The sequence below is a fragment of the Ensifer sp. Root558 genome (assembly GCF_001427045.1).
GTDB lineage: Bacteria > Pseudomonadota > Alphaproteobacteria > Rhizobiales > Rhizobiaceae > Ensifer > Ensifer adhaerens.
Genome location: NZ_LMGC01000036.1, coordinates 178,318 through 204,415, shown reverse-complemented (window position 1 = coordinate 204,415; position 26,098 = coordinate 178,318). Strand labels below are relative to the sequence as shown.

At 63.3% G+C, this 26,098-nt stretch carries 25 protein-coding genes; 8 read left to right on the top strand and 17 right to left on the bottom strand.

Annotation, left to right across the window (positions count from 1 at the left end):
* Nucleotides 1-8: 8 nt before the first annotated feature.
* The 3 genes from ASD63_RS30430 to ASD63_RS30420 all read left to right on the top strand — a co-directional run bounded on the left by ASD63_RS30430 (nucleotide 9) and on the right by ASD63_RS30420 (nucleotide 2,479).
* On the top strand, nucleotides 9-533 hold the full coding sequence (locus ASD63_RS30430) for a GNAT family N-acetyltransferase (protein ID WP_060530300.1): 525 nt from the start codon (nucleotides 9-11) through the stop codon (nucleotides 531-533).
* A 69-nt stretch (nucleotides 534-602) separates the two neighbouring features.
* Nucleotides 603-998, top strand: coding sequence for a MarR family winged helix-turn-helix transcriptional regulator (locus tag ASD63_RS30425; protein WP_060530299.1), 396 nt, complete (start codon nucleotides 603-605; stop codon nucleotides 996-998).
* 185 nt (nucleotides 999-1,183) lie between these two features.
* On the top strand, nucleotides 1,184-2,479 hold the full coding sequence (locus ASD63_RS30420) for an MFS transporter (RefSeq protein ID WP_060530298.1): 1,296 nt from the start codon (nucleotides 1,184-1,186) through the stop codon (nucleotides 2,477-2,479).
* An 81-nt stretch (nucleotides 2,480-2,560) separates the two neighbouring features.
* Here ASD63_RS30420 and ASD63_RS30415 read toward each other — a convergent pair whose 3' ends face one another.
* The 3 genes from ASD63_RS30415 to ASD63_RS30405 form a co-directional block, all read right to left on the bottom strand.
* Complete coding sequence (locus ASD63_RS30415; protein WP_034799464.1) at nucleotides 2,561-2,989, bottom strand: OsmC family protein; 429 nt, start codon at nucleotides 2,987-2,989, stop codon at nucleotides 2,561-2,563.
* Nucleotides 2,990-3,114: 125 nt separating this feature from the next.
* The gene (locus ASD63_RS30410; protein ID WP_060518279.1) at nucleotides 3,115-4,704 is read right to left on the bottom strand and encodes an ABC transporter substrate-binding protein; all 1,590 of its coding nucleotides are present in this window, start codon (nucleotides 4,702-4,704) and stop codon (nucleotides 3,115-3,117) included.
* Nucleotides 4,705-4,714: 10 nt separating this feature from the next.
* Nucleotides 4,715-5,398, bottom strand: coding sequence for an XRE family transcriptional regulator (locus ASD63_RS30405; protein WP_034799462.1), 684 nt, complete (start codon nucleotides 5,396-5,398; stop codon nucleotides 4,715-4,717).
* A 210-nt stretch (nucleotides 5,399-5,608) separates the two neighbouring features.
* On the opposite strand from ASD63_RS30405, the gene ASD63_RS30400 reads away from it, so the two are divergent.
* The 5 genes from ASD63_RS30400 to ASD63_RS30380 all read left to right on the top strand — a co-directional run bounded on the left by ASD63_RS30400 (nucleotide 5,609) and on the right by ASD63_RS30380 (nucleotide 9,665).
* Complete coding sequence (locus ASD63_RS30400; RefSeq protein WP_244497291.1) at nucleotides 5,609-6,601, top strand: ABC transporter permease; 993 nt, start codon at nucleotides 5,609-5,611, stop codon at nucleotides 6,599-6,601.
* A gap of 13 nt (nucleotides 6,602-6,614) precedes the next feature.
* Nucleotides 6,615-7,520 carry an ABC transporter permease gene (locus tag ASD63_RS30395; protein ID WP_034799460.1) on the top strand — a complete coding sequence of 302 codons (906 nt, stop codon included), beginning with the start codon at nucleotides 6,615-6,617 and terminating at the stop codon, nucleotides 7,518-7,520.
* Nucleotides 7,520-8,353, top strand: coding sequence for an ABC transporter ATP-binding protein (locus tag ASD63_RS30390; RefSeq protein ID WP_034799458.1), 834 nt, complete (start codon nucleotides 7,520-7,522; stop codon nucleotides 8,351-8,353). Before ASD63_RS30395 ends, ASD63_RS30390 begins: the two co-directional genes overlap by 1 nt.
* Nucleotides 8,350-9,090, top strand: a complete 741-nt coding sequence (locus tag ASD63_RS30385; RefSeq protein ID WP_060530373.1) for an ABC transporter ATP-binding protein — start codon at nucleotides 8,350-8,352, stop codon at nucleotides 9,088-9,090. Before ASD63_RS30390 ends, ASD63_RS30385 begins: the two co-directional genes overlap by 4 nt.
* Before the next feature lie 68 nt (nucleotides 9,091-9,158).
* Nucleotides 9,159-9,665, top strand: a complete 507-nt coding sequence (locus ASD63_RS30380; protein ID WP_034799456.1) for a GAF domain-containing protein — start codon at nucleotides 9,159-9,161, stop codon at nucleotides 9,663-9,665.
* A 43-nt stretch (nucleotides 9,666-9,708) separates the two neighbouring features.
* On the opposite strand, the gene ugpC is transcribed toward ASD63_RS30380, so the two are convergent.
* From ugpC to ASD63_RS30310, 14 genes are all read right to left on the bottom strand, one after another.
* A complete protein-coding gene (gene ugpC, locus ASD63_RS30375) occupies nucleotides 9,709-10,800 on the bottom strand; it encodes a sn-glycerol-3-phosphate ABC transporter ATP-binding protein UgpC (RefSeq protein WP_034799453.1) in 1,092 nt (363 codons plus the stop codon).
* Between the two features lie 85 nt (nucleotides 10,801-10,885).
* Nucleotides 10,886-12,340, bottom strand: coding sequence for an extracellular solute-binding protein (locus ASD63_RS30370; RefSeq protein WP_060530296.1), 1,455 nt, complete (start codon nucleotides 12,338-12,340; stop codon nucleotides 10,886-10,888).
* Between the two features lie 40 nt (nucleotides 12,341-12,380).
* Complete coding sequence (locus tag ASD63_RS30365) at nucleotides 12,381-13,409, bottom strand: carbohydrate ABC transporter permease (protein WP_034799447.1); 1,029 nt, start codon at nucleotides 13,407-13,409, stop codon at nucleotides 12,381-12,383.
* Nucleotides 13,406-14,281 (bottom strand): sugar ABC transporter permease, encoded by an 876-nt coding sequence (locus ASD63_RS30360; RefSeq protein ID WP_034799444.1) that lies wholly within the window; start codon nucleotides 14,279-14,281, stop codon nucleotides 13,406-13,408. Before ASD63_RS30360 ends, ASD63_RS30365 begins: the two co-directional genes overlap by 4 nt.
* Nucleotides 14,278-15,210: a ribokinase gene (rbsK, locus tag ASD63_RS30355; protein ID WP_060530295.1), complete on the bottom strand. Its 933-nt coding sequence runs from the start codon at nucleotides 15,208-15,210 to the stop codon at nucleotides 14,278-14,280. Before rbsK ends, ASD63_RS30360 begins: the two co-directional genes overlap by 4 nt.
* Before the next feature lie 103 nt (nucleotides 15,211-15,313).
* Nucleotides 15,314-15,766, bottom strand: a complete 453-nt coding sequence (locus ASD63_RS30350; RefSeq protein ID WP_060518285.1) for an RbsD/FucU family protein — start codon at nucleotides 15,764-15,766, stop codon at nucleotides 15,314-15,316.
* Nucleotides 15,767-15,900: 134 nt separating this feature from the next.
* Nucleotides 15,901-18,285: an aldehyde dehydrogenase family protein gene (locus tag ASD63_RS30345; protein WP_060530294.1), complete on the bottom strand. Its 2,385-nt coding sequence runs from the start codon at nucleotides 18,283-18,285 to the stop codon at nucleotides 15,901-15,903.
* A gap of 5 nt (nucleotides 18,286-18,290) precedes the next feature.
* Nucleotides 18,291-19,304, bottom strand: coding sequence for a deoxyribose-phosphate aldolase (gene deoC / locus ASD63_RS30340; RefSeq protein ID WP_060530293.1), 1,014 nt, complete (start codon nucleotides 19,302-19,304; stop codon nucleotides 18,291-18,293).
* 173 nt (nucleotides 19,305-19,477) lie between these two features.
* A complete protein-coding gene (locus tag ASD63_RS30335; protein ID WP_034799429.1) occupies nucleotides 19,478-20,209 on the bottom strand; it encodes a DeoR family transcriptional regulator in 732 nt (243 codons plus the stop codon).
* 222 nt (nucleotides 20,210-20,431) lie between these two features.
* A complete protein-coding gene (locus ASD63_RS30330) occupies nucleotides 20,432-22,234 on the bottom strand; it encodes an aminopeptidase P family protein (RefSeq protein ID WP_082573028.1) in 1,803 nt (600 codons plus the stop codon).
* A gap of 10 nt (nucleotides 22,235-22,244) precedes the next feature.
* Complete coding sequence (locus ASD63_RS30325) at nucleotides 22,245-23,273, bottom strand: oligopeptide/dipeptide ABC transporter ATP-binding protein (RefSeq protein WP_060530291.1); 1,029 nt, start codon at nucleotides 23,271-23,273, stop codon at nucleotides 22,245-22,247.
* Complete coding sequence (locus ASD63_RS30320; RefSeq protein WP_060530290.1) at nucleotides 23,270-24,283, bottom strand: ABC transporter ATP-binding protein; 1,014 nt, start codon at nucleotides 24,281-24,283, stop codon at nucleotides 23,270-23,272. Before ASD63_RS30320 ends, ASD63_RS30325 begins: the two co-directional genes overlap by 4 nt.
* A 1-nt stretch (nucleotide 24,284) precedes the next feature.
* The gene (locus ASD63_RS30315; RefSeq protein WP_082573027.1) at nucleotides 24,285-25,154 is read right to left on the bottom strand and encodes an ABC transporter permease; all 870 of its coding nucleotides are present in this window, start codon (nucleotides 25,152-25,154) and stop codon (nucleotides 24,285-24,287) included.
* Nucleotides 25,151-26,092, bottom strand: coding sequence for an ABC transporter permease (locus ASD63_RS30310; protein WP_060530289.1), 942 nt, complete (start codon nucleotides 26,090-26,092; stop codon nucleotides 25,151-25,153). Before ASD63_RS30310 ends, ASD63_RS30315 begins: the two co-directional genes overlap by 4 nt.
* Between the last annotated feature and the right edge of the window lie 6 nt (nucleotides 26,093-26,098).

Genomic DNA, 26,098 nt, shown 5'->3' with positions numbered 1-26,098 from the left:
AGAGCAGCGTGACAAACGATATGACGATCAGGCGCGCGACCGTCGCGGATGCGTCAAGCCTTGCGGCGATCAGCCTGGAAGTCTGGCTGAACACGTTTATCAGGGATGGCGTCAACGCATTCTTTGCCGATTATGCGCTGGAGCACTTTACCACCGCGCGCTTCGAAGAAATTCTGGGCGACCGCAACGAGACCGTCTGGGTTTCGCAGAACGTTGTCGGTATCGACGGCTTCTTGCACATGTCCGCGAATTCGCCGGCACCGGTCGATATCGCCTCCGACCTGGAAATCACGACGCTCTATATTCAGCCCCGTCACCATGGTCGCGGCCTCGGCAAGGCGCTCCTGAAGACCGGCCTGCAATTCTGCCTGGACACGGGCCAGCCAGGCACCTGGCTGGCGGTGAACGCCGAAAACGAAAAAGCCACGGCCTTCTACCTCGCGAGTGGCTTTGAGATGGCGGGACAAACCCATTTCACGATCGGCGACCAGGTTTACCCCAACCACGTTCTTCAGTTTCGCTTGGACCGCTGATCGCTTCGAACAGCGCCTTCACACCACGAAACGGTTGACGCCGATCGATTGCGTGTATATACACACATTATGTCTCGTTGCTATTGTGCCCTCTTACGCAAAGCCACCCGGCGAGTGACGTCAGTCTATGACGACGCGCTGCAGCCGATTGGTCTTAACCTTGCCCAGTTCAGCCTGCTTCGGCACATCGCACGCGATGAACCGATCTCGATGACCGAGCTTGGCCGCAAGATCGAACTCGAGCGATCGACGGTCAGCCGCAACGTCAAGGTGCTGGAGGGAATCGGGTTGGCCGCAACTGGAAACGGAAAGGATCAGCGGGAGGCCATTGTCGAACTTACGGAGAGCGGCCACCGAATACTGGCTGACGGCGCGCCGCTCTGGCAGGCCGCTCAGGACAAGATCGAGGCGCGGCTGGGAGCCGACGCCGCCGCCCAGCTGGAGGACCTGCTGCTGGCGCTCTAGCGCGTCGTTTCCAGACCAATTTTCTGGTCGCAGGCTGCGACTTGAGGCCAGAAGAATCCGGGCAGCCTAAGCCGCCAGGAACCGGCAGAAAACTGCCAAACAACCGCTCAATCTGCGACCTGCGCTCCGAAAGCCCGCGCAGCGCTGTCGCACGCCCTAAAAACACCGACGAAAGGAAGTCGACGATGCTCGGTCCGGCGCTTGCGCGTTATCTTGCCAGACGCAATATCCACTACGGCTGGGCTGTCGCCGCCGTCACCTTCCTGGTCATGCTTTCGACAGCCGGCGCCATGGGCTCGGCCGGCGTGCTCATCAAACCGCTCGAGACCGAATTCGGCTGGACCAATGCGCAAATCTCGCTGGCGCTCGCCATCCGGCTTTGCCTTTTCGGTCTGCTCGGTCCGTTCGCAGCCTCGTTCATGAACCATTTCGGCGTGCGCCCGGTCGTGTCTACGGCGCTGATCCTGATCATCTCCGGCATCGCCGCATCGTTCTACATGACGGAACTCTGGCACCTGGTGGCGATCTGGGGCGTCGTGCTCGGCGTGGGTACCGGCATGACGGCGCTGGTGCTCGGCGCGACGGTCGCAACGCGCTGGTTCGACAAACGGCGCGGGCTCGTCGTCGGACTGATGACCGCCAGCAACGCCACCGGCCAGCTGGTCTTCCTGCCGTTGCTCGCTTCTCTCACCGAAACGATCGGCTGGCGCTCGGCGCTGACGCTGATCATCGTCATCCTGCTTGCGGCCTTCACCCTGGTCCTGCTTCTGATGCAGGATCGCCCTGGGGACCTTGGCCTTGCGCCCTTCGGCGGCAAGCAAATGGTGGCGGCGCCGCCGAAGGCGAAGAGCTTCGGGGAACTGCTGATGGCACCGATCCGGGCGCTTTCCGACGCCGCCAAGACCAACACCTTCTGGGTGCTGTTTGCGACCTTCTTCGTCTGCGGCTTCAGCACCAACGGGCTGATCCAGACCCATTGGGTTTCGATCTGCGGCGATGTTGGTATTGCCCCCGTAGCAGCAGCCAGCCTGCTGGCGCTGATCGGCGTATTCGATCTGATCGGCACCATCGGTTCCGGCTGGCTCTCGGACCGTTATGACAACCGCTGGCTGCTCTTCTGGTTCTACGGCCTTCGCGGCCTGTCGCTGATGTTCCTGCCGTTCAGCGGCTTCAACATCTACACGCTGTCGATCTTTGCGATCTTCTACGGCCTGGATTGGGTCGCGACGGTACCGCCGACGGTGAAACTTTCGGCCGAACGCTTCGGTCCGGAACGCGCCGCCCTCGTCTTCGGCTGGGTCTTCACCGGTCACCAGCTGGGTGCGGCCAGTGCGACCTTCCTCGCAGGCGCCAGCCGGACGTCGCTTGAAACCTATACGCCGGCGCTGATTGCCGCCGGGACGCTCTGCATTGTCGCGGCCCTGCTGGTGCTGACGATCGGTCGGCGTCAACCGGAGGCGCTTACGCCGCAACCGGCCTGAGTCCTTCTGCCAGTTGCATCGAAAAGGGCGGGCTGCCAATGGCAGCCCGCCCTTTTGTTGGACGCTGAGACCCAATGAACGTCAGTGGGCAAACTCGGTCACGAATTCCGGATTGCCGCGGATCGTATTGCTAACGGTGCAGATCTCGTTTTCGGCGGCTTCCGCGATCGCATGGCGGACCGTGTCGTCAAAATCACCCTTGATGTCGAAGACGATGTTAAACTTCGCCACGCGGGACGGCTCGTCATGGGCTTTCTCGCCCGTCACCTTGGCACTCACTTGCGTCAGCCGGTCGAGCACGCCAAAACGGCTGGCGGCGATGCGGGCGCTCAGCACCAGGCAGCTTGCGAGCGACGCATAGAGCAGATCGAGCGGGCCGTAGCCCGCCTGCGACGGGCCGGTGACGATATCGAGTTCACCACCGGTGACCGAGGTCACATGCGGAAAGCCGGTCTTGCCGACCACAGCCGTCGCACCGGTTTCCCGCGTTCTCACCTTCACATCCGCCATGTCGTAAAACCTTCCCAGAACTTATCAAACCGATCGGTAGAAACACGTCGCCCCGGGCCGGAAGGCCCAGGGCGTTTTGATATGTGCGCCTTTTTCTCATCGGCGCAAGGGCGATCGCTGGCGGATCAGTTCTTCTTCACCAGGCGGTAGAAGACATAGTCCGAGATGGCGCCATTGACGTAGCCTTCGACCTTGTCCTTCATCGCGACCTGGGTCGCTGCCTGGAACATGATCACGATCGGCGACTTTTCCTGAACCTTGCGCTGCAGGTCGACATAAAGCGCGTCGCGCTTGGCCGGATCGGCTTCCTTGAGGGCTGCCTTGGTCGCTTCGTTGAGTTCCGCCGGAACCGCCCAGCCGTTACGCCAGGTGGTCGTCGACTGATACTTGTCGTCGGCGTTGTCTTCGTTGTAGGCGAAGGCCTTGGCGTTCGAATGCGGGTCCATGAAGTCCGGGCCCCAATAGAGCAGCATCGCTTCGTGGGTGCGCGCGCGGTATTTGGTGATGACCTGGCTACCGGTGCCCGGGATGATCTCGAAGTTGATCCCGGCTTCGGCGAAGGACGCCTGCAGTGACTGCGCCATGTCGGTGAACGGCGTCGAGTTGATGACGTCGAGGGTCACCTTGATCGGCGTCTTGATGCCGGCATCGGCGAGAATCTTCTTCGCCTTTTCGACGTCGTAGCTGTAGGGGGTCTCGTCGAGCGAGCCCGGGAAGCCCTTCGGCCAGAAAGCCTGGTGAACTTCCATCTGGCCTTTGAGGAAGCTGTCGGTCATGCCCTTGTAGTCGACCAGGTAGCGGGCGGCTTCCCAGACTGCTTCCGGCTGCAGTGCTGCGTCCTTCTGGTTGAACGACAGGAAGTGTACGGCGGCCTGCGGATAGGATTCGACCTTCACGCCGTCCTTGCCTTCAAGACCCGAAACCTGGTCCGGGGTCAGGTTCTTCGCCATGTCGACGTCGCCGGTCTGCAGCATCAGCTGCTGGGTTGCGGCTTCGGCCACGTGACGGATGATGACGCCCTTGATAACAGGAGCGCCGCCGAAGTAGTTCGGGTTGCTCGCAAGGTTGAGCAGCTCGCCGGCGCGGAAGGCCTTGAGCACGAACGGGCCGGTACCGGCCGAATTGGCCTTCAGCCACGCATTGCCGAAGTCGCCATCGGCCTCGTTGGCCTTGACGGTTTCCGCGTCGATCACCGAAGCCGGGCGAGCGGCGAGAACGTTGAGAACGAAGGCCGACGAGAAGTCGCCGTCATACTTGACCGTGACCTTGTTACCTTCGGCGGTCACCATCTTGTCGATGTTTTCGGGCGTCCAGCCGAGCTGCGTCAGGATGAAGGCCGGCGCCTTGTTGAGAACGACGACGCGCTTGAAGGAGTAGACGACGTCTTCGCCACGCAGCGGATTGCCGGAGGAAAAGGTAACGCCATCACGCAGCGTGAAGGTGATCGTCTTTGCCGCATCGTCGACCGTCCATTCGGAGGCAAGACCCGGTGCCAGCTTCTTCACGTCGGGCGCATCGTACTGCACCAGGCGGTCATAGGTCTGGGTGACGTATTCGCCCGAGGAGAACTCGTAGGCCTCGGCCGGGTCGATGCTGACGATGTCGTCGATATTCTGGGCAACGACCAACACATCGGCTGGCGTTTCGGCGAGTGCGGCCGGCGCCACGCTCATCATCAGGGACGCCGCGAAGACCGCGGCCTTGAACATTCTCATCATCATTCTCCTATTTTCGATGAGGCTTGGTTTTTGTCGGTGCCGGCTTCAGCGCCGATTGCGGCTGACCGGTCTCGTTGGATTGGGAAGCGCGGGGCCGGAAGAGCGGCAGGGTGCCGGTCCAGATCAACCGCACGGGTGCGTCTGTCTTGTTCCACCAGTAGTGGGGCTGGATGCCGCGGAAGTGCAGGCCGTCGCCAGGCGAAAGCATGGTGTCGTCGCCATCGAGCCCGAAGAGGATCTCGCCTTCGAGCATGTAGACGAGCTCTTCGCCCTCATGGCTGAAGACCTCGGAGCGATGCCCCGGCGGAATGGTGATGACGAAACTCGAAAGCTGGTTGCCGGCGAAATCCGCGCCAATGCGCTCATAGGAAACAGGCGAGCCGCCGACCGAAAACACCATGCGCCCCTCGGCGCGCGAAAGCCCGGTGTCGATCGCCGGTGCCAGGATGAAATGGTTGAGTTCGGCGCCCAGGCCTTGCGCAATCTGGGCCAGTGTGCCGAGCGAGGGCATGGCAAGATCGCGCTCGATCTGACTCAAATAGCCGACCGAAACGCCCGCTGCGTCGCTGAGCGTCTGCAGGGTCATATGCATCTGCCGGCGGCGCGCACGCACCAGCGCGCCCACCTTCGGCTGCCCTGCCCCGGCCGATTTGCCCGAAGCGGCTTGCGTATCCTCTGACGGATCGCTCACAGCGGTTATTCCTCCCGTTTCCGCCCCAGTAAAATTTTTTTGATTTAAGCAAACTTATTTATATACTCCAAGCAAATTTTTGCGGTATCGACAAGTGAGACCGCAAGCGAAGAGGGATGGTGACGCCACGTGGCAAACGACAGCACGACAGCAGCAGCGCCGGCGCGCCGCGCCGCCAGACCCAGTCGGGGACGGCAGCGCCTTCTTTCACTGGCAGGCTTCCTGGTAACGCTTGCGATAACCTTCCTCGGCCTGCTCGCAATCACCTTCTTCATCGGCCGCATCGTGCCGATCGACCCGGTTCTGGCTGTCGTCGGCGACCGCGCACCCGTCGCCGTCTATGAGCGCGTGCGCCAGGAAATGGGGCTCGACCAGCCGCTGATCACGCAGTTCGTCAGCTACGTACGTGACGTCGCCACCTTCAATTTCGGAACATCGGTTTCGACGGGCAAGCCGGTTATCGAGGACCTCGCTCGCGTCTTCCCGGCAACACTCGAAATGGCGACGCTCGGCATCATGCTCGGCGTGCTGATCGGCGTGCCGCTCGGTGTTTTTGCCGCCGCCCGCCGTGGCTCCTGGCTCGATCAGGGCATCCGCGTCATCGGTCTGCTCGGTTATTCGGTGCCTGCCTTCTGGCTCGGTCTCGTCGGCCTGGCGATTTTCTACGCGAAGCTGAAATGGGTCGGCGGCCCCGGCCGTGTCGATATCTTCTACGACGGCTTGGTGTCGCCGGTCACAGGCCTGATCCTTGTCGATAGCATCATTGCTGGCGAATGGGAGATCTTCCGCAACGCCGTCTGGCACCTGATCCTGCCGGCGTCCTGCCTCGGCTTCTTCTCGCTCGCCTATATCGCCCGCATGACGCGCTCCTTCATGCTCGACCAGCTGAGCCAGGAATATGTGACGACCGCCCGGGTCAAAGGCGTGCCGGAGCGCCTGGTCATCTGGCGCCATGCCTTCCGGCCGATCCGCGTGCCGCTGATCACCGTTATCGGCCTGTCCTATGCCGGCCTGCTCGAAGGCTCCGTGATGATCGAGACGATCTTCTCCTGGCCCGGCATCGGCAACTACCTGACCGTCGCTCTGCTCAATGCCGACATGTCGGCCGTGCTCGGCTCGACCCTCGTCATCGGCGCGGTCTTCATCGGCATCAACAAGATTTCGGACGTGCTCTACCGCGTGCTCGATCCGCGTGCACGCTAAGGGAGGAGCGACCATGACCACACTTCGCGACTGGCTGATCGACGACAGCCCCGCCTCGCCGATGCAGGCGCGCCTCGGGCGCTTCTATCGCATCTTCGGCGCGCTGATGCGCAATCCGCTCGCCGTTGTCGGCGCCGTCATCATCCTCGTTCTGGTGCTGACCGCGCTCTTTGCGCCGTGGCTCGCCACCCATGATCCGCTGCGCCAGTCGCTGAGCGAACGCCTGCTGCCGCCGAGTGCTGCCCACTGGATGGGAACCGACGAACTCGGCCGCGACATCTGGTCCCGCGTTGTCTACGGTTCACGCATCACGCTGGCCATCGTCACGCTGGTTGCAGTGCTCGCAGCCCCCGCCGGCCTGGTGATCGGCGTGGCCGCCGGTTATTTCGGTGGCTGGGTCGACCGTATCCTGATGGGCATTACCGATATCTTCCTGTCGCTGCCGAAGCTCATCCTGGCGCTTGCCTTCGTTGCAGCCCTTGGTCCCGGCATCGAGAACGCGATCATCGCGATCGCGATCACCTCCTGGCCCGGCTATGCCCGTGTCGCTCGTGCGGAGACGCTGACCTTCAAGAACTCCGAATTCATTTCGGCGGTGCGTTTGCTCGGCGCGTCGAGCCTCCGGGTCAATCTCGGCCACGTGCTCCCGCTCTGCACCTCATCGATGATCGTCCGCGTCACGCTCGACATGGCCGGCATCATCCTGACGGCCGCCGGTCTCGGCTTCATCGGACTTGGCGCTCAGCCGCCACTTCCCGAATGGGGCGCGATGATCTCGCGCGGTCGCTCCTTCATTCTCGATCAGTGGTGGGTCGCGACCATGCCCGGCTTTGCCATCATTCTCGTTAGCCTCGGCTTCTGCTTCCTCGGTGATGGCCTGCGCGACGTGCTCGATCCGAAGAGCGGGGAGCAGCGCTGATGAGCAATCTTCTCGAAGTCGAAAACCTGCGCGTCACCTTCCCGACGCCCCGCGGTGATCTCGAAGTCGTGCGCGGCATCTCCTTCACCCTCGGCCGCGAACGCCTCGGCATCGTCGGCGAGAGCGGCTCGGGCAAGTCGATGACCGGTCGCTCGATCCTGCAGCTGATCCGGGCACCGGGTCGGGTCACCGCCGACAAGCTCGTCTTCGACGGCGTCGACCTCCTGAAGCAGTCCGAGCGGCAGATGCGCGCCATCCGCGGCGCCCGCATTTCCATGGTGATGCAAGACCCGAAGTTCTCGCTGAACCCGGTCATGACCATCGGCGAGCAGATCGCCGAAGCGTTGCTGACGCACCAGAAGCTGCCGCGCCGCGAGGTCAACGCGCGCGTGCTTACGATGCTGGAATCGGTGCGCATTGCAGATCCGGAACGCGTCGCCAAGCTCTACCCGCACGAAGTCTCCGGTGGCATGGGCCAGCGCGTGATGATCGCGATGATGCTGATCCCCGAGCCGGACCTTCTGATCGCCGACGAGCCGACCTCGGCGCTCGACGTTTCCGTCCAGGCCCAGGTGCTCGACATCATCGACGAACTGGTGAAACGCAAGGGCATGGGCCTGATCTTCATCAGCCATGACCTCAATCTCGTCTCCAGCTATTGCGACCGCATCCTCGTGATGAACACCGGCGAGGTGGTCGAGGAATGCAAGGCCGGCGAACTGATGGCGGCCAAGCACCCCTATACGCGCGGGCTGATCGCCTCCATTCCGCGCCTCGATGAAACACGGGACGAGCTGCCGGTGCTCGACCGCAGCGCATGGGCCAAGGCATGACCGCGCTCTCTCTGAAGAACCTCGACATCTCGTACGGCGACGTGCAGATCACCCACAACGTCAATCTCGATATCGCCGACGGCGAGAGCTTTGCCCTTGTCGGCGAAAGCGGCTCGGGAAAATCGACGGTGCTGAAGGCAATCGCAGGTCTCGCGCCGGAATGGACCGGCGGGATCACCGTGCTCGGCTCGCCCCGCGGCCACGGCATCGACCGCGCCTTTTCGCGTCAGTGCCAGATGGTGTTCCAGGATCCCTACGGCTCGCTGCACCCGCGAAAGACGGTCGACGCCACGCTCGGCGAAGCGCTGACGATCCACGGCATCGGCGACCGCAACGCCCGCATCGAAGAGGTCATGACCTCGGTCGGCCTCGATCGCAAGTTCCGCTTCCGTTTTCCGCACCAGCTCTCGGGCGGCCAGCGCCAGCGCGTGGCAATCGCCCGGGCGCTGATGCTGAAGCCGAAGGTGCTCTTACTCGACGAGCCGACATCCGCGCTCGACGTTTCGGTCCAGGCCGAAATCCTCAACCTGTTGAAGCGCCTCCGGCGCGAGCAGAACCTCACCTTCCTGATGGTCACCCACAACCTGGCGGTCGTCTCCTTCCTCTGCGATCGCCTCGCTGTCATGCGCCAGGGCCGGATCGTCGAGATTGCCGATGTCGCCGACCTCAAGCGCGGTGACCTCAAGGATCCCTATTCGCGCGAGCTGATGCAGATCAGCGCCGCGCATGCCAACTAGGATATGACAACACCGACGATTTATTGTCTGTCCCCTTCTAAGATATCGAGTAACCCCAAGGACATAGCATGAACAGTGAACAGATCGCTGCCGCGCTGGCGGAATTCGACGCGGCCATTGCCAAGACCACCGATGCCGATGCGGTATGGACCGCATTGCAGACGCTTAGCCGCCAGGTGATCGGCGCCAAGCTCTTCACCATCATGACCGTAGACATGGTCAACGAAGTCGCGCGCCGCGCCTACACCTCGCACCCCGCGGAGTACCCGACCTCGGGCACCAAGCCGATCCGCTACGACAGCTGGTTCGACATCGTGCACAAGGCGCACCAGACCTTCGTCGCCAACACCATCGCCGATATCGCCAAGGTTTTCCCGGACCACGAGACGATCTGGTCGCTCGGCTGCGGCTCGGTTGCCAACATCCCGGTCGTTGTCGGCGGCGAGCTGCTCGGCACCGTCAACTGCCTCGACGTCGAGCATCACTACACGCCGGAGCGCGTGGCACTCTCCAAGCACCTGGAGCTGCCGGCGAAGCTCGCCTTCCTCGCCGCAGCACGCGCCGAGAAGAAGTAAGACAGCAGGCCGGAGGCGTCATCGCCTTCGGCCATCCATCCGCTCAGCGGCCGATCGCCCCACCGGTTTCCTTCAGGAAGAAATGCATTTTCTCCGTCTCGATCGGCACCGCGATCTGGTCATCGGGGCCGATGCGTGACGCAGCGTGAACCTGCGCCGTGAAAGCGGCGGGCCCGACCCGGCCAAGAGCCAGCGTATGCGGGCCGAGCGGTTCGATATCGCGCACGATCAGCCTGACTGTGGGCGCATTGGCGTCCGTCGCCATCGTATGTTCCGGCCGGATGCCGAGCACGACCGCTTTTCCGACGTAGGCGCCGAGTTTTTCGGCGCGGTTTTCCGGGATAGCCACTGCCACGTCCCCATCAGCTATGAACTGCATCCCTCCATCGCCGCGCTCCAGCCGCCCCTCGAGGAAATTCATGCTCGGCGCACCGATGAAGGCGGCGACGAAAAGATTGGCGGGGGCCTCATAGAGCGTGATCGGATCGGCCGCCTGCTCGATGCGGCCCTGGTTCATGACGACGACGCGGTCGGCCATGGTCATGGCTTCCACCTGATCGTGGGTCACGTAAACGGCAGTCGTCTGAAGACGCCGGTGCAAGAGCTTGATTTCGGTGCGCATTTCGATGCGAAGTTTGGCATCTAGGTTCGACAGCGGCTCGTCGAAGAGGAAGACATCCGGCTGGCGTACGATCGCCCGGCCGATCGCCACGCGCTGGCGCTGGCCGCCCGAAAGTGCGCTCGGCTTGCGATTGAGATAGGCGCCGAGGTTGAGGATGCGAGCGGCATCCGTTACCGCCTTTTCGATCTCCGCCTTCGGCGTGCCGCGCACCTTCATGCCGTAGCCGATGTTCTCGGCGACCGTCATGTGCGGATAGAGCGCGTAATTCTGAAACACCATGGAGCAATTGCGCAGGCCCGGTCTGAGATCGGTCACGTCGCGATCGCCAATCCGGATCGAACCCGAAGTCGCAGTTTCGAGGCCGGCAATCATCCTGAGCGTCGTCGTCTTGCCGCAGCCGGAGGGACCGACGAGCACGACGAACTCACGATCGGCAATGTCGAGATCGAGCGGCGGAATGACGGTGACGCTCCCGAAGGACTTGGTGATCTGCTGCAATCGGACCTGTGACATGCTGTAGCCTCTGATGCTGTCTGTGCCCGGTCTCGCCGGGGACGGTGGCGCCCGCCCCGATCGTTTCGGGGCGGGCGTGGGTTCGTTACTGCTGCGGCAAGCCCATCGAGGCGCGATAGGCGGCAAGCTGCTTGTCGCGGCCGAACTCGTCGGTCAGCTTGTTCCACTGTTCCGCGACGCTATCGAGCGCCTGTTGCGGCGTCACTTCGCCGGCAAGCGCCTTGGAAAGCTCGATCTCCAGCACTTCGGTATAGGAGAAGTAGCCGGGAAGGCGCATGTCGAGCGCGATGTTCTTGGCGGTCACCGCCTCCTTCTGCGCACCAAGATATTCCTTCGCCTCACGCTCGGAGAAGATCTTCGACCAGAGATCGAGATTGGTCGTGTGCGAGATGCGGTAAGGGTTCACACCGGTGCCGCCGGTAATCGCCGCCTGGCCCGAGACGGCCGGGCTCGTCAGGTACTGGATGTAGTTCCAGGCTGCTTCCTGCTTGGTCGAGGTCGCGGGAACTGCCGCCTGCCAACCGCCGAAGGCCATGAAGGAGGTCTGGACGACGTGGTCGAACTTGTCCCACTTCTTGGTCTTGTAGTTCCAGATCTCGTCCGATCCCGGCAGCGATGCCGAGCCGACATTGCCGGCCACCTTCGACTGCTTCGTGTCGGCACCGATGACGCCGGTATCACCCCAGCCGATCGATTCCGCCACCTGGCCGCCGGCAAAAGCGGCGTTCACTTCGCCGAAGGAGAAGTTCAGCGCGTTCGGCGGCGCGAGCTTTGAGGCCCGGATATATTCCTCGAGGCCACGAACCCAGCCGGGATTGTTGACCTGCGCATCCATCGTTTCCGGATTGAAGAACATGGCGCCCGGATTGTCCGGATGGCTGGTATAGCCGGCGACGTGGCTGAACAGGAACCAGAACTGCTGGCCGCCGCGGCGGAAGGCTTCCGCCGTGCCCCAGAGGTTGTTGGCCGGCTGGTTGAAGTATTCGGCGATGTCCAGGTACTGCTTCCAGGTCTTGGGCGGCGCCAGATCGTAGCCGTACTTTTCCTTGAAGGCCTTCTGGTTGTCGGCGTTCTCGAAGAGGTCGATGCGGTAGCTGTAGGTATGGGCGTCGCCGTCCATCGTCTGCGACAGCACCTTGCCGTTCCAGACCATCAGCTGTTCGCGGTAGACGGGCGCGATATCGTCCCAGTCGGCGCCCTTCTGCATGTCGGCCGGCATTTCCGACAGGAAGTCGGTGAAATCAGGGGCCCAGGCCGGTGCAAAGGCGATCACGTCGAAAGCGTCTTCGCCAGAGGTCAGCGAGGTCACGATCTTCGGATAGAGCTCCGACCACGGGAACTCGACGACCTTGACCTTGCCGCAGGTCTTTTCCTCCCAGCCCTTGGCCGCAAGCTGCAGCGCCGAGGCAATGTAAGGACCGGTCTGTGTGGTCGCCGTCAGCTCGACGCCGGTGTAATCCGGGTCGCAGGCGAGCGCCGTTCCCGCGCTCCCCGATGCGAGTGCGGCGAGAGATGCAGATGCCAGTAGCAATTTCCTCATTCTATCCTCCCTGTGAATGAATGCATGCCAAAGCGGTTGGTTACTTGATCGCTCCAAGAAGCAGGCCGGAGCGCATGAGCCGGCTCAAAAGCCCGGCCATGACCATCATCGGAATGATGGCAACGAGGGCGGCAGCGGAAATCGCCCACCATTCGTCGCCGCGCTGGCTGTTCTGGCCGGCAACGAGAATGGGCAGCGTCTGCCATTTGGAGTTGGTCAGGAACAGCGCGAACAGGAACTCGTTCCAGACGAAGGCGAGCGTGATCATGAAGGTGGCGATCAGACCCGGCTTCGACATCGGCAGCACAATGCCGAAGAAGATCCGCCACGACGGCACGTTGTCGACCATCGCCGCCTCCTCGACCTCCACCGGCAGCGCCTCGAAGAAGTCGCGCATCAGCCAGATGACGATCGGCAGCGAGAAAGCGATATAGGCGAAGGTCAGGCCGATATAGCTGTCGACCAGCTTGAAGCCGAGTTTGCCCATCTCGGTGTACATCAGGTAGAGCGCAAAGGCAGCGACGATCGGCGGGAACATGCGCTGGCTGACGAACCAGAAGACGATGTCGTTGTTGCCAAGTTCCGGCCCCGGAAGGCGAAAGCGGCTCGAGATCACCGCAAGCGCGAGCGCTGCGACAAAGGCATAGACCAGCGAGATGCCCTGGCCGTAGCCAAGCACATGGCGGCCGAGCAGGAAGCCGCCGAAGGCGATCACCACGAAGATCAGTGCCGAGAGCAGGCGAAAGCGGAAGGTGAAGCGCACCAGCGCATAGGCTGCCATGGCGCCGATGAAGGTCGCGGCGATCGACGCCGAAAGGCCGATGATTGTCGAGGCCAGGAAGGTGTTGAAGAACTGGCCACGCTGGCCCGACAACAGCTCGCTCCAGGCCGTCAAGCTCGGTTCGAAATCAACGAAGGGTAGATAGGTCGGCCCGCCGACGACAGCGATCGGCGTCTTGAACGAGGTGATCAGCACCCAATAGAGCGGAAAGAAGGTGATGGCGAGCCAGACGAGGCAGCCGCCGAGCGCCAGCCAGCGCCGTTTCCCTTTGAGAGTGCGCACGCTCATTTGTGCTTCTCCAGATAGGGCTTGAGGATGGCGAGATAGACGAGACCGATCACTGTGATGACAATCAGGAACAGGAAGGAAAGCGCCGAGGTGTAGCCGAGATTGAACTTCTTGAAGCCTTCCTGATAGGCAAACAGCGTCAGCGTCTCGGTCGATATCCCCGGCCCGCCGCCGGTCATGACGAAGACCGTGTCGATGATCTTGTAGCTCTCGATCAGCCGGATGAAGACGACGGCAACCGAGATCGGCAGGAGCATAGGAAAGGTGATGTCGCGGAACTGCTGCCACGGCGTGGCATTTTCGAGCGCGGCCGCCTCGTAGACGTCGTCGGGCAAGGTCTGCAGCCCGGCAAGCAGCATGAGGATGACGAAAGGCGTCCATTGCCAGACCTCGACGGCGATGATCGAGCCGAGTGCCCAACTGGTCTGGGTGAGGAACGGCAGGTTGGGGAACCCGATTGCCGTCATCAGCTCGTTGAGCGGGCCCATCGTCGGGTTCAGCACCTGGCGGGCGATCAGCGCGACGGCGACCGGCGCCACCAGCATCGGCAGCAGGAAGCTGACGCGGAAGATGCCCTCTCCCGGCACTCTTGAATTCAACGCCAACGCCACCGAAAGGCCGATCACATATTGCAGCCCGACGGAGATGAAGGCGATCAGCGTCGTCGTTCCCGCCACATGCCAGAACCGCGGGTTCTGCAGGAGATCGAGATAGTTGCCGAAGCCGACGAAGCGGGCCGGCGTCGGCGGCACCAGCCGCATGCTCATGAAGCTGGTCGTCAGCGAATAGACGAGCGGGAAGATCGAGATCATCAGCACGATGATCAGCGCCGGCCAGATGAAGAAGTGCTTGATCGGGTCGTTGCGCGTCATGCGGACGCCCCGCGCGCAAGCAGCGCCTCGATCTCGGCCAGCGTCGGCATGGCGGGCGCGGTGCCGCGGCGGGTGACCGCGATGCCGGCGGTGGCGCAGCCGAAGCGTACAGCGTCAACCGGTGAAAGGTCGCGGGCGAGCGCTGCGGAGAAGCCTCCGACAAAAGCGTCCCCCGCCCCGGTCGTGTCGATTACCGGCCCGCTGGCGATCGCCGGCACCAGCACCGACTGCTCGTGGTTGTGATAGAGCACGCCGCGTTCACCGAGCGTGATCAGCGCCGTTTTCGCACCCTTCTTCAGGATCGCGTCACCGGCACGACGAACGTCGTCTGCCGTGGCGAGCGCAAAACCGACGATGGCTGCGGCTTCCGTCTCGTTCGGCACAAGATAATCGCAGAGCGGATAGATCGCATCCGGGAAGGCTTCGGCCGGCGCCGGGTTGAAGACGGTGATGACGCCGGCCGCATGGGCAATTTCGAGCGCCCGCCGAGCGGCGGCCACCGGCTGCTCCAATTGGGTGACGAAGATACGCGAACCTTCGATCGTCTCGCGCGCGGCCTCGACATCGTCGATCCCGATCGAGCCGGCGGCTCCGGGATAGACGATGATGGCGTTTTCGCCGTTCTGGTCGTTGACATAGATGAAGGCAGCCCCCGTCGGCAGATCGTCCATCTCAACGATCTTCGGCGTCACGCCGGCCTCGGCATAGGTGCGCAGCGCCATCTCGCCAAAGGTGTCGCGGCCGAGCTTGGAGATGAAGGAAACGGGACTTCCCGCCCGAGCACAGGCGACCGCCTGGTTCGAGCCCTTGCCACCCGGCCCGACGGAGAAGCCGCTGCCAGTAATCGTTTCACCGACAACCGGCATGCGCCGCGCCAGATAGGCCGTGTCGGCCACGAAGATGCCAAGGATCGAAACACCAGTCTTCATTCAAGCCTCCCCCTGCGACCGCACCGCAAGCAAAGCGGCGTGCCCAGGCAATCTCTCGCGATTTCATCTGTCGTCTCGTGCCGCGCGGCGACCGCGCGGTCCGTCAGGTCTTGGGCGGAATGACGCCCTTGGTGAAGAGGAAGCAGCCATAGAAGCGCGTCTCGCCCGTGGTGATGACGCAATAGGCCTTCTTGGCTTCCTCGTAGAACTTGAAGCGCTCGATGCCGTACATCGGCGCCGATTTACCCTCAGCGCGATCGATTACCGCCTGCACTTCCTGCTGCACGGGCAGCACTTCGTCGGGCGCACCCATCACCTCCATGCGCCCGGCCGAAGGCTGCAGCGGCGTATCGAGCGGCAGCACGGAAAGCACCGCTTCGACGGCACGCGCAGCCGAGACGTTGTCGATGCGCAACAGCGTGCCCAGCGTGGTCTTGCGGGCAATGGCGTCGGACGGGAAGTTGGTGTCGGAAATGACCAGCGTGTCGCCGTGTCCCATGGACCTGAGCGCGTGCAGCACATCGGCGTTCAGCGCCGGATCGATATTCTTCAGCATACAGTCCTCCTCCTGGCGCGCTCCGGTTTCCGTGGCGCGCAATGCATTCCCCCTTGCAGGCGAACGCGTCTCCCTACTGTTCACTTGTCCCACAGCGCGGGCCGGCTCCCCCCGCCCCGCGCGTGGTGGCTCTCCTACTCGCCGTAGGGGATCCAGATGTTCTTGACGTCCGTCGCGCGGCGCAGATAGGCCGGGCCTTCTGCCGCCTCGCGATCGAGCCAGTTCGTCGCCTTTCCGTAGTCGACAAAGGTGCGCTTCAGGTTGCCGACCGAGAGCCTCTCCACGAGGGTCGAAAGTTCCGCCGAGCCGAAAGCCCAGAGCGCATCCACGTCGTTGTGGCTTGCGAGCGTCTTTGCCAGTTCGATCGTCGAACCGGTGACGATGTTGACGACGCCGGCCGGGACGTCTGATGTTTCGAGCACCGTATAGAAATCGGTGGCCGCCAGCGGATGCTGTTCGCTCGGCACCACGACGACACGGTTGCCGGTGGCGATCAGCGGCGCGACCAGGCTGATCATGCCGAGCAGCGGCGCTTCCGGCGGGCAAACGACGCCGACGACGCCGATCGCCTCGGGGATCGCAAGTGCTACGCCGCGAAGCGGCGGCTGGTGGATCGCGCCTTCGTACTTGTCGGCCCAGGCGCCATAGGTGAACAGGCGTGCGATCGAGGCTTCGACTTCCGCCTTGGCGTTGGCGGCAGACGCGCCGGTCATGTCGGCGATCCGATCGGCGAATTCGCCCGCACGGCCACTCAGGTTTTCGGCGATGTAGTAGAGGATCTGCGCGCGGTTGTGCGTCGTTGCCGACGACCAGCCGGATGCGGCTTGCGCTGCGACGACTGCGTTGCGGATGTCCTTGCGGTTGCCCTCGCCGACCTCGCCAAGCACCTTGCCCTTGGGCGAGAGCACGTTGCGGTTATAGTTGCCATCCGGCCGTGCCTGCTTGCCGCCGATGAAAAGCTTGGCGGTACGGTCGACGTCAGGCATGGCGAAATCGCCAGCCACGGGCTTCAATGCCGGTTCGGCGGCGGCGGGACGCAGCTTTCGGCCGACCCAAGCCTTCGGCTTCAGATATTCGTAGCAGCCCTCGCGACCACCCTCGCGGCCGAAGCCGGATTCGCGCTTGCCGCCGAAACCGGCAGACGCATCGAAGAGGTTAGTCGCATTGACCCAAACCACACCGGCGGCGAGCTTGGCCGCGACATGCAATGCCAGGCCGATCGTCTCGCTCCAGACGCTGGCGGCAAGGCCGTAGCGCGTATGGTTGGCAAGCTGGATCGCCTCTTCCGGGGTGCGGAAGGTCATGGAGACGGCGACGGGGCCGAAGATCTCTTCCGTCGCAACGATCGAGGTCGGCTGCACGCCGGTGAGCAGGGTCGGCGGATAGAAGCTGCCGCCCTTCGGCAGTTCGATCTTCGGCTGATGCAGCGCTGCTCCTTCGGAGACGCCCTTGGCGACCAGGTCTTCGATCCGCTGCAACTGCACCGGCGCGACGATTGCCGCCATGTCGATCGCCTTGTCGAGCGGATGGCCGACGCGCAGCGTCTGCATGCGGCGCTTCAGGCGCTCGTAGAACAGCGGTGCCACGCCTTCCTGCACGAGGATGCGCGAGCCGGCGCAGCAAACCTGGCCCTGGTTGAACCAGATGGCGTCAACCACGCCTTCGACGGCGCCGTCGATATCAGCGTCGTCGAAGACGATGAAGGGTGACTTGCCGCCGAGTTCGAGCGTCAGCGACTTGCCGGTGCCGGCGGTGCGCTCACGGATGAGGCGGCCGACTTCGGTCGAGCCGGTAAAAGCGATCTTGTCGATGTCCGCATGCTCGACAATAAGCGCGCCGGTTTCACCTTCGCCGGTAACGACGTTGAGCACGCCGGCCGGAAGACCTGCTGCAGCGGCCAGTTCGGCAAAGAGCAGCGCCGTCAGCGGCGTGAATTCCGCCGGTTTCAGGATCACCGTGTTACCGAGCGCCAGAGCGGGCGCGACCTTCCAGGCGAGCATCAGGAACGGGAAGTTCCAGGGAATGACCTGGCCGACGACGCCGACCGGAACCTGATCGGCAAATTCGGTTTCCTGCAGCTGCGCCCAGCCGGCATGGTGATAGAAGTGGCGGGCGGCCAGCGGCACGTCGATGTCGCGGGTTTCGCGGATCGGCTTGCCGTTGTCGATCGCCTCGACCACGGCGATCAGGCGCGCGTGGCGCTGGATCATGCGAGCGAGCGCATAGAGATGGCGGGCGCGGGCATGGCCCGGCAGCTTCGCCCAGGCGGCTTGCGCCTTGCGGGCAGCGGCGACGGCGTCGTCAACATCCTTGGCACCGCCGAGCGCGATCTTGGCGAGCAGCTTGCCGGTTGCCGGCTCGTTCGTCTCGAAGGTCTTGCCGGACGCGGAAGCGACGAAGGCGCCGTTGATGAAGTGGCCGAATTCGCCCTTGTGGCGCGCCAGCCACTGGCGGGCTTCCGTGTCGGCTTCCGGTGCTGGACCATAGGACATTTCGTCAAAATACCTTGCGACAGTCATCGGGATCATCCAATCGGGTGACGGTTGAGGGCCGAGTAGGCGCCGGTAACGTGGTGTTCGAGCTGGCGCTCGATATCGGCAAGCAGGCTCGATGCGCCGATGCGGAAGAGATCCGGCTCGAGCCATTCGCGCCCGAGCTCGTCCTTCATCAGGAACTGGTAGTTCAAGATGTCCTTCGCCGCAGAAATGCCGCCGGCCGGCTTGTAGCCGACCTTGAGGCCGGTCTGCTCCTGATAGGCCCTAATCATGCGCAGCATGATGAGCGTCACCAGCAGCGTCGCGTTGACGCCTTCCTTGCCGGTCGAGGTCTTGATGAAGTCGGCACCGGCCATCATGCAAACGAGCGAGGCGCGCGCGACGTTGCGCAGCGTCTTCAGGTCGCCGGTCGCAAGAATCGCCTTCACATGGGCATCACCGCAGGCGGCACGGAAATCGCGCATCTCGTCGTAGAGCGCCTGCCAATTGCCGGTCAGCACATGCTCGCGGGTAATGACGATGTCGATTTCCTTGGCGCCATCGGCGACAGAGGCTTCGATCTCGCGCAGCTTCACGTCATGCGGGATCAGGCCGGCAGGAAAACCGGTGGAGACGGCTGCCACCGGGATACCGGAACCTTCGAGCGCCTCGACGGCGGTGGAAACGAAACGATGATAGACGCACACGGCACCGGTCGTGATACCGCGACTGCCCATGCCGATCGCATCGAGCAGATCCTGGCGCACCGGCTGGCGGGCCTTGGCGCAGAGGCGCTTGACGCGCTCGGTCGTATCGTCGCCGTTGAGGGTCGTCAGATCGATGCAGGTAACGGCCTTCAAGAGCCAGGCGGCCTGCGCGTCCTTCTTCACCGTGCGGCGACCGGGCAGCGTCGCAACGCGACGCTCGGCGGCCGACAGATTGACGCGCTGGTCCAGCACCCAGCCAAGATCGAGATCGATGCCGTTGTTGCGCGGCCAGTTATGGCCCGCCGCCGGCGAATGCGCGGCCTTCGGCGCGCCAGTTTTCACAGCAAGGTCTTCCAAGCGATGGCTCCTTGAACTCCCTGTCACGACCAGCCGCACTCGAGCACAGCCGCCGAGAACTCATTTTTGTTATTTTTCTATCGAATTTTTGTGACTATTCCATCAAGAACAGAGAGTGTCAAGCGAGACACTGCCGTTTTGACGATTTCGTAATATTTTTGCGGATGCCGCGTTCACAGGCCCGGCAGCTGCGTTTCGCCCTCTTCGGTGATGATAGAGCGAAAAACGCCGATTGGCGCGAAAAAAGCCGGCTTCAGCTTGCCGATCTTGCTGAGGTCGACGACCAGATGGCTCTCGCGCGCCAGCGAGATGACCTTCTGCTTCACCGACACCTCGTGGAAATGCACGCAGGTCGCACCACGCGCCGGATCGATGCCGGCGGCCGACAGGAAGGCGACGTTGATGCCGAGCGAATCGAGAGTCTCCAGACCGGAGTTGCCGGAAAAAGACGCAGACGAAGGGTGATAGACTCCACCAAGCATGACGATCCGAACATTCGGCTTATGGGTCAGCTTCTCCGCCACGTTCAGAGAATAACATACTGCTGTTATTGAATAATTCTCGGGAACGAGGTCGACGAGATATTCGAGTGTGGTGCCGCAATCGATGAAGATCGTCTCGTCCGGGCGGATATGGCGCGCCGCGTGGACACAGGCCTCGCGCTTGGCGGCAGCGTGGCTGTCTGCCTCGCGTGCCAGCTCGTAGGGCGCATCGCCTTCGATCTCCGACGCCGGCACGATATGTCCGCCGAGAAAAGCAAACTGTCCGGGATTGTCGGCAACGTCACGACGGATCGTCATTTCAGAGACGCCGAGCAGGGCCGCGGCGTCGCGCAAGTGCAAGACTCTCCGTCCTGAAAGGGCATCGGCGAGCTGGATGATGCGGGCTGTCTTGCGGCTGACCATGATTTCTTTCGTGTCCGACGAGTTCTGCAGCCGTTCATGGCGTGAACAGGTTTTGTGAAAAATATCACAAACCCTCTCCCCCAAGCAAGAGGAGTCACATTGATTGAAAGCGACCTGATCGCGGCCGGGGAGCCGATCGCCAAAAATGACAACGGCGGACCAACCGGCCCGCCGCTCCACTGTCGTCATATCAATCGGCGTGAAGAAGCGGACGAGGCGCTATCACGCGCTGATCGGCGCCGTCCGGTCGGAAAGCCAGCCCACCGTCTCCGGTTCAAGCAAGCCGTCCAGTTCCTGCGCGACGCGACTGTGATAGGCATCGATCCAGGTCCGCTCGGCCGCCGTCAGCAAGCCGAAATCGGCCAGCCGCAGATCGATCGGCACCAGCGTCAGGCTGCGGAAGCTCAGGAAACCGTCGCCGTCGTCGACCACCTCCACCTGGTTTTCGATGCGGATGCCGTAGGCGCCGGCCTTGTAGTAGCCCGGCTCGATCGTCGTCACCATGCCCGGCTTCAGCTCGATCTCGTTGACGCGGCGATCGAAGCGCTGCGGCTGTTCGTGGACCGAGAGAAAGTGACCGACCCCATGGCCGGTGCCGTGGTCATAATCGAGACCAAGATCCCAAAGCGGGCGGCGGGCAAAAGCGTCGAGCTGATGACCGAAGCTTCCCCTGGGGAATTTCAGCGACGCCATGGAGATCAACCCCTTAAGGACGGCCGTGTAGGCGCGCCGGATCTCGTCGCTGACCGGACCGATCGCCGTCGTGCGCGTGGCATCGGTGGTGCCGGTCAGATACTGCCCGCCAGAATCGAGCAGATAGACACCGTCCTTGCGGATCAGCCCGTTGCTCGCCTCGGTGGCTGCATAGTGACACATGGCGGCATGACCGCCGGCTGCCGAAATCGAGCGGAAGCTCGGCTCGACGAAACTTTCGGCCATCTGGCGATAGGCGAGGATACGCTCTTCCGCTTCCAGTTCGGTCACCGGTTTGCCGCTCGCCTCCCGTTCGGCGGCGTGCCGCTCGAGCCAGGCAAAGAAGCGAACCCAGGCGGCGCCGTCCAGACGGTGACAATCGCGGAAGCCCGAGAGCTCGGTCGCGTTCTTGTGCATCTTGGCGAGCGTGATCGGGCTCTTCGCGAGCTGCACGGTGCCACCTGCGGCACGTGTGGCATGGGCCGTGGCCGACGGGGCAAATCCGGGATCAATCAGCGCCGTGCGTCCGGCCGCCATCGCCCTGACGCGGTCGAGCAGCTTGCCAGGCTCGGCAATGGCAACATCGTCAAGCTCGAAGTCCGAGAGGTCGTTCGGAAGCTTGCGATGATCGACCAGCCACTCCGTTTGCCCGGCGCGGTCGAAGATCAGGAAGGACTGCGGCATCGGGTTGAAGGCGACGTCGCGGCCGCGGACATTGAGGAACCACGCGATATTGTCCGGCTGCGCCTCGATCAAAAGATCGGCCCCCTGCTCCGCCAGCATGGCGGCGATGCGGCGCCTCTTCTCTCCAACACTTTCGCCGGCATTGGCGACCGGGAAGGCGGTAATCTTGCCGAGCGGTTTTTCCGGCTGGTCGGTCCAGATCGCGTCGACAAGATCCCCGTCGACAGGCGTCCAGACGCCACCCGCCAGCTCGACCGAGCGGCTGCAATCCGCATCCCAGGTGGACGGCAGCAGCATCGCATTGAAGCCGACGCGTTCGCCGTTGCGCAGATTGTTCTTCAGCCAATCCTTGAGCGGTGCGTCATAGAAGTGTTCGATCGCGAAGGTGCCGAGATCCACTTCGTCGCGCACCTGCACCTGATAGCGACCATCGACGAAGATCGCGGCGCGGTCGCGCATGACGATCGCCACGCCGGCCGAGCCAGTGAAGCCGGTGACAAAGGCCAGTCGATGGTCGTGTGGCGCGCAGTATTCGCCCTGATGTTCGTCGAAGCGCGGCACGACGTAGCCGTCGAGCCCCGCTTCCGCAAGTTTGCGCCGCAGCGCGCCGATGCGGCCGGAGATATCCGGCCTTGCTCTCGTATCCATGATGTCTTTCCTATCGAGTGGCGTTTGAGGCGCCGCCGATCGTCTCGGCGAAATGGCAGGCGGTCATGCCCGATCCGACCGGGCGCAACGCCGGCTTTTCGCGGCGGCAGCGTTCGGTCGCGTGCGGGCAGCGCACGTGGAAGGGGCAGCCGGGCGGGATGGCGAGCGGGCTCGGCAGCTCACCCGACAGTGCCGGTGTGCGACGCCTGGCGCCCGGGTCAAGCGACGGTGCGGCAGCAAGCAGTCCCTTGGAATAGGGATGCATCGGCTTCGAAAACAGCGCCTCCGACGGGCCGATTTCGACGATGGCGCCGAGATAGATGACGGCGACGCGGTGCGAGACATGGCGTACGAGGCGAAGGTCGTGGGCAACGAACAGCACCGTCAGGCCCAGCTCGTCCTGAAGCTCGATCAGGAGATTGACGACCTGCGCCTGCACCGAAACGTCGAGCGCGGAAACGAGTTCGTCGGCGACCAGGCAGGTCGGTTCCAGCGACAGCGCCCGCGCAATGCCGATGCGCTGGCGCTGGCCGCCGGAGAACTCGTGCGGGAACTTATCCGCGGCCCCTTCGGGCAGCCGCACCAGATCCAGCAGCTCGTCGACGCGACGATCGATCGCCGCTCCATCGCGCATGCGATGCACCGTGATCGCCTCTCGCAAGGTATCGCGCACGGTCATGCGGGGGTTAAGCGAGGTATAGGGGTCCTGAAACATCATCTGGACGCGCCGGTTATAGGCGCGCCGCCGTGCCCCCTTGAGGCCAACGACGCTCTCGCCCTCGAACAGGATATCGCCTGATGTCGGCCGGTGCAGGCCGGCGATCAGGCGCGCAAGCGTGGACTTGCCGCAGCCGGATTCGCCGACGATACCGAGCGTCTCGCCGGGCATCACATCGAGATCGATGCCGTTGACCGCCGAGACGACCTGCTGCGGACGGCGGGCGAGCGTGTCGGACAGCGAGCGCCGTTTCTCGAACTGGATCGACAGCGCACGCAGCGAAAGCAAAGGCGTTGTGCTTGCTGAAGTGGGCATGATCATTGCGCCGCCTCCCGCGGTCCGAAATGCGCTTGGGCATCTTCAAGATGATGGCAGGCAACGAGCCGCGACGAACCGATCTCTTCGAGCGCTGGCCGAATGTCAGGACATTCGCGTCCTGCGACCGGACAGCGGGCGCTGAAGGCGCAGCCGCCTGGAAGCGCGTTCAACGCCGGCGGCGCGCCGGGGATCGAATAGAGCGGCGTTCGCGGCGCAACGTCGCGCGGGATCGAGCGCAACAACCCCAAGGAATAGGGATGGCGCGCATCGGCGATCACATCCGTCGTCGTACCGACTTCGCAAAGCCTGCCACCATACATGACGGCCACGCGATCGCAGGTCTCGGCGACGACACCCATGTCATGGGTGACGAGGATCACCGCCATGCCGAGATCGCGGCTCAGCGACTGGATGAGCCTGAGGATCTGGTCCTGGATGGTGACATCGAGCGCTGTCGTCGGCTCGTCGGCCAACAGCAGCTTCGGATTGGAGGCAAGCGCAATCGCGATCATCACCCGCTGGCGCATGCCGCCGGAGAACTCGTGCGGGAAATCGTCGAGACGATTGCGGGCGCCGGGGATGCCGACGAGATCGAGCAGTTCGATCGCGCGTGCCTTCCGCGCTTTGGCGTCGAGGTTCGTATGCGCCACGAGGTTTTCCTGGATCTGCAGGCCGACCGTCAGCAGTGGATTGAGCGACGACATCGGCTCCTGGAAGATCATCGCGATCTCGCGGCCGCGGATGCGCCGGAGACGCGCCTCGTCGAGCGGAACGAGGTCGCGGCCGTTCCAGAGGATTTCGCCGGCGACCCGGCCGCGCGGCCGGATGATGCCGAGGATCGAGCGCAGCGTGATGCTCTTGCCCGAGCCGGATTCGCCGACCAGCCCAAGGATCTCGCCCTGCCCCACCTGGAACGAGACGTCGTCCACCGCGACCAGTGGGCGATCTTGCGGGCCGAACTCGGTTCGAAGGTGCCTGACGTCGAGCACGACCGGTTTTTCTGTGCTTTTCATCTCAGCGCCCCTTCGGCCGAAGCAGATCGGCCAGCGCGTCGCCGACGAGGCTGAAGCCGAGCCCGGTCAGGACGATGGCGATGCCCGGCATCAGGCTCATCCACCAGGCCGTCATCAGGAAGTTGCGGCCCTCGGCGATCAAGACGCCCCATTCGGCAGCCGGCGGCTGTGCGCCGAGGCCGAGATAGCCGAGCGACGAGCCGAGCAGGATCGCGAGCGCCATATCGGTCATCCAGTAGACGAGGATTGGCGAGATCGCGTTCGGCAGCAGATGGCGGAAGATGATGCGGCGATCGGAGTAGCCGAGAACCCGGCCGGCCGCGGCATAGTCGTTGGCCTTCTGCGCCATGATTTCGGCGCGCGTCAGCCGGGCGTAATAGACCCAGTTCACCGCGGTGATCGCCACATACATGTTGACGAGGCCAGGGCCCAGCACCGCGACGATCGCGATCACCAGCACCAGAAAGGGAAAGGTGATGATCGCGTCGACGCAACGGCCGAAGATCACGTCGGCAATGCCGCCGTAGTAACCGACGAAGGCGCCAACGGTGAGGCCGATCAAAAGTGCGAAGATCGTCGCGAAGAAGGCCATCTGCATGTCGACGCGATAGGCCCAGATGACGCGCGAGAGCACATCGCGGCCGAAGTTGTCGGTGCCGAAGGGATGCGCAAGGCTCGGCCCCTGCTGGATCGCCTGGAGGTCGAAGGCAAGCGGGTCATAAGGAGCAAAGAGCTGAGGGAACACCGCAAGCGCCAGCGACAGGCCGAGAATGACAATGCCGATCACGAAAGAAGGACGGGCGAAGGCGCGTGCCAGAAAGGCCGCCAGCCGTCCCCGCGTCCGCGAATGGGTTTGGGTCAGGACCGTCATGATTGGCGAAGCCTCGGGTCGAGCCAGGATTGCACGACATCCGTCAAGAGGAAGACGACGGAGACGAGCACGGCGAAGGTGAGCGTCAGGCCCTGGATCAGCGGATAGTCGCGGGCAAAGATCGCCTCCAGCATCAGCCGGCCGACACCAGGAATGGCAAAAACCGTCTCGGTCACCAGCGTGCCGCTCATCAGGTTGCCGATTGACAAACCCAGCAGAGTGACCGTCGAAACGAGCGCATTGCGCAACACGTGCCGGGTCATGATGGCGCGCGGCGACAGGCCCTTGGCCCGCGCGAACTGCACATAGTCGGCGTCGAGCACCTCGATCAGCGAGGCGCGCAGATTGCGCAGGATGATCGCCGACGTATAGAGCGCGACGCTGAGCGCGGGCAGGATCAGGTGATAGAGATTGGCGAAAAAGGTCTTGCCGTAGCCGCCGACCGGAAACCAGCGCAACTGCGCCGCAAGCACGGTGAGCAGCAGGAGCCCGATGTAAAAGACGGGCATGGAAAGACCGACCTGAAAGACGCTGCGGATGGCGACATCGACAGGGCTGTTGACGCGCGCTGCCGCGAGGAAGGCGAGCGGCCCGGCGAGGAACACAGCAAGCACGACCGCATAGAGCGCCAGGAAGATCGTCGTCGGCAACCGGCTGAGAATGACCTCGGTCACCGGCGCCTTCAACATGATCGAGCGGCCGAGATCGCCGGTCAGCGTGTTCTTGACGAAGACGAGGAACTGCACCGGCAACGGCTCATCGAGACCGAGATTGTGCCGGATCTGTTCAAGCTGCGCATCGGTCGCCTTGGCCTCGGCCATGGCGATGGCCGGATCTCCCGGCAAAAGGCGCACGAGCAGGAAGATGAAGATCATCACCAACAGGAACGTCGGGATGATCTGCAGCAGCCGTGCAACGAGATAGGAAAGTGAGGGCATGGTTCC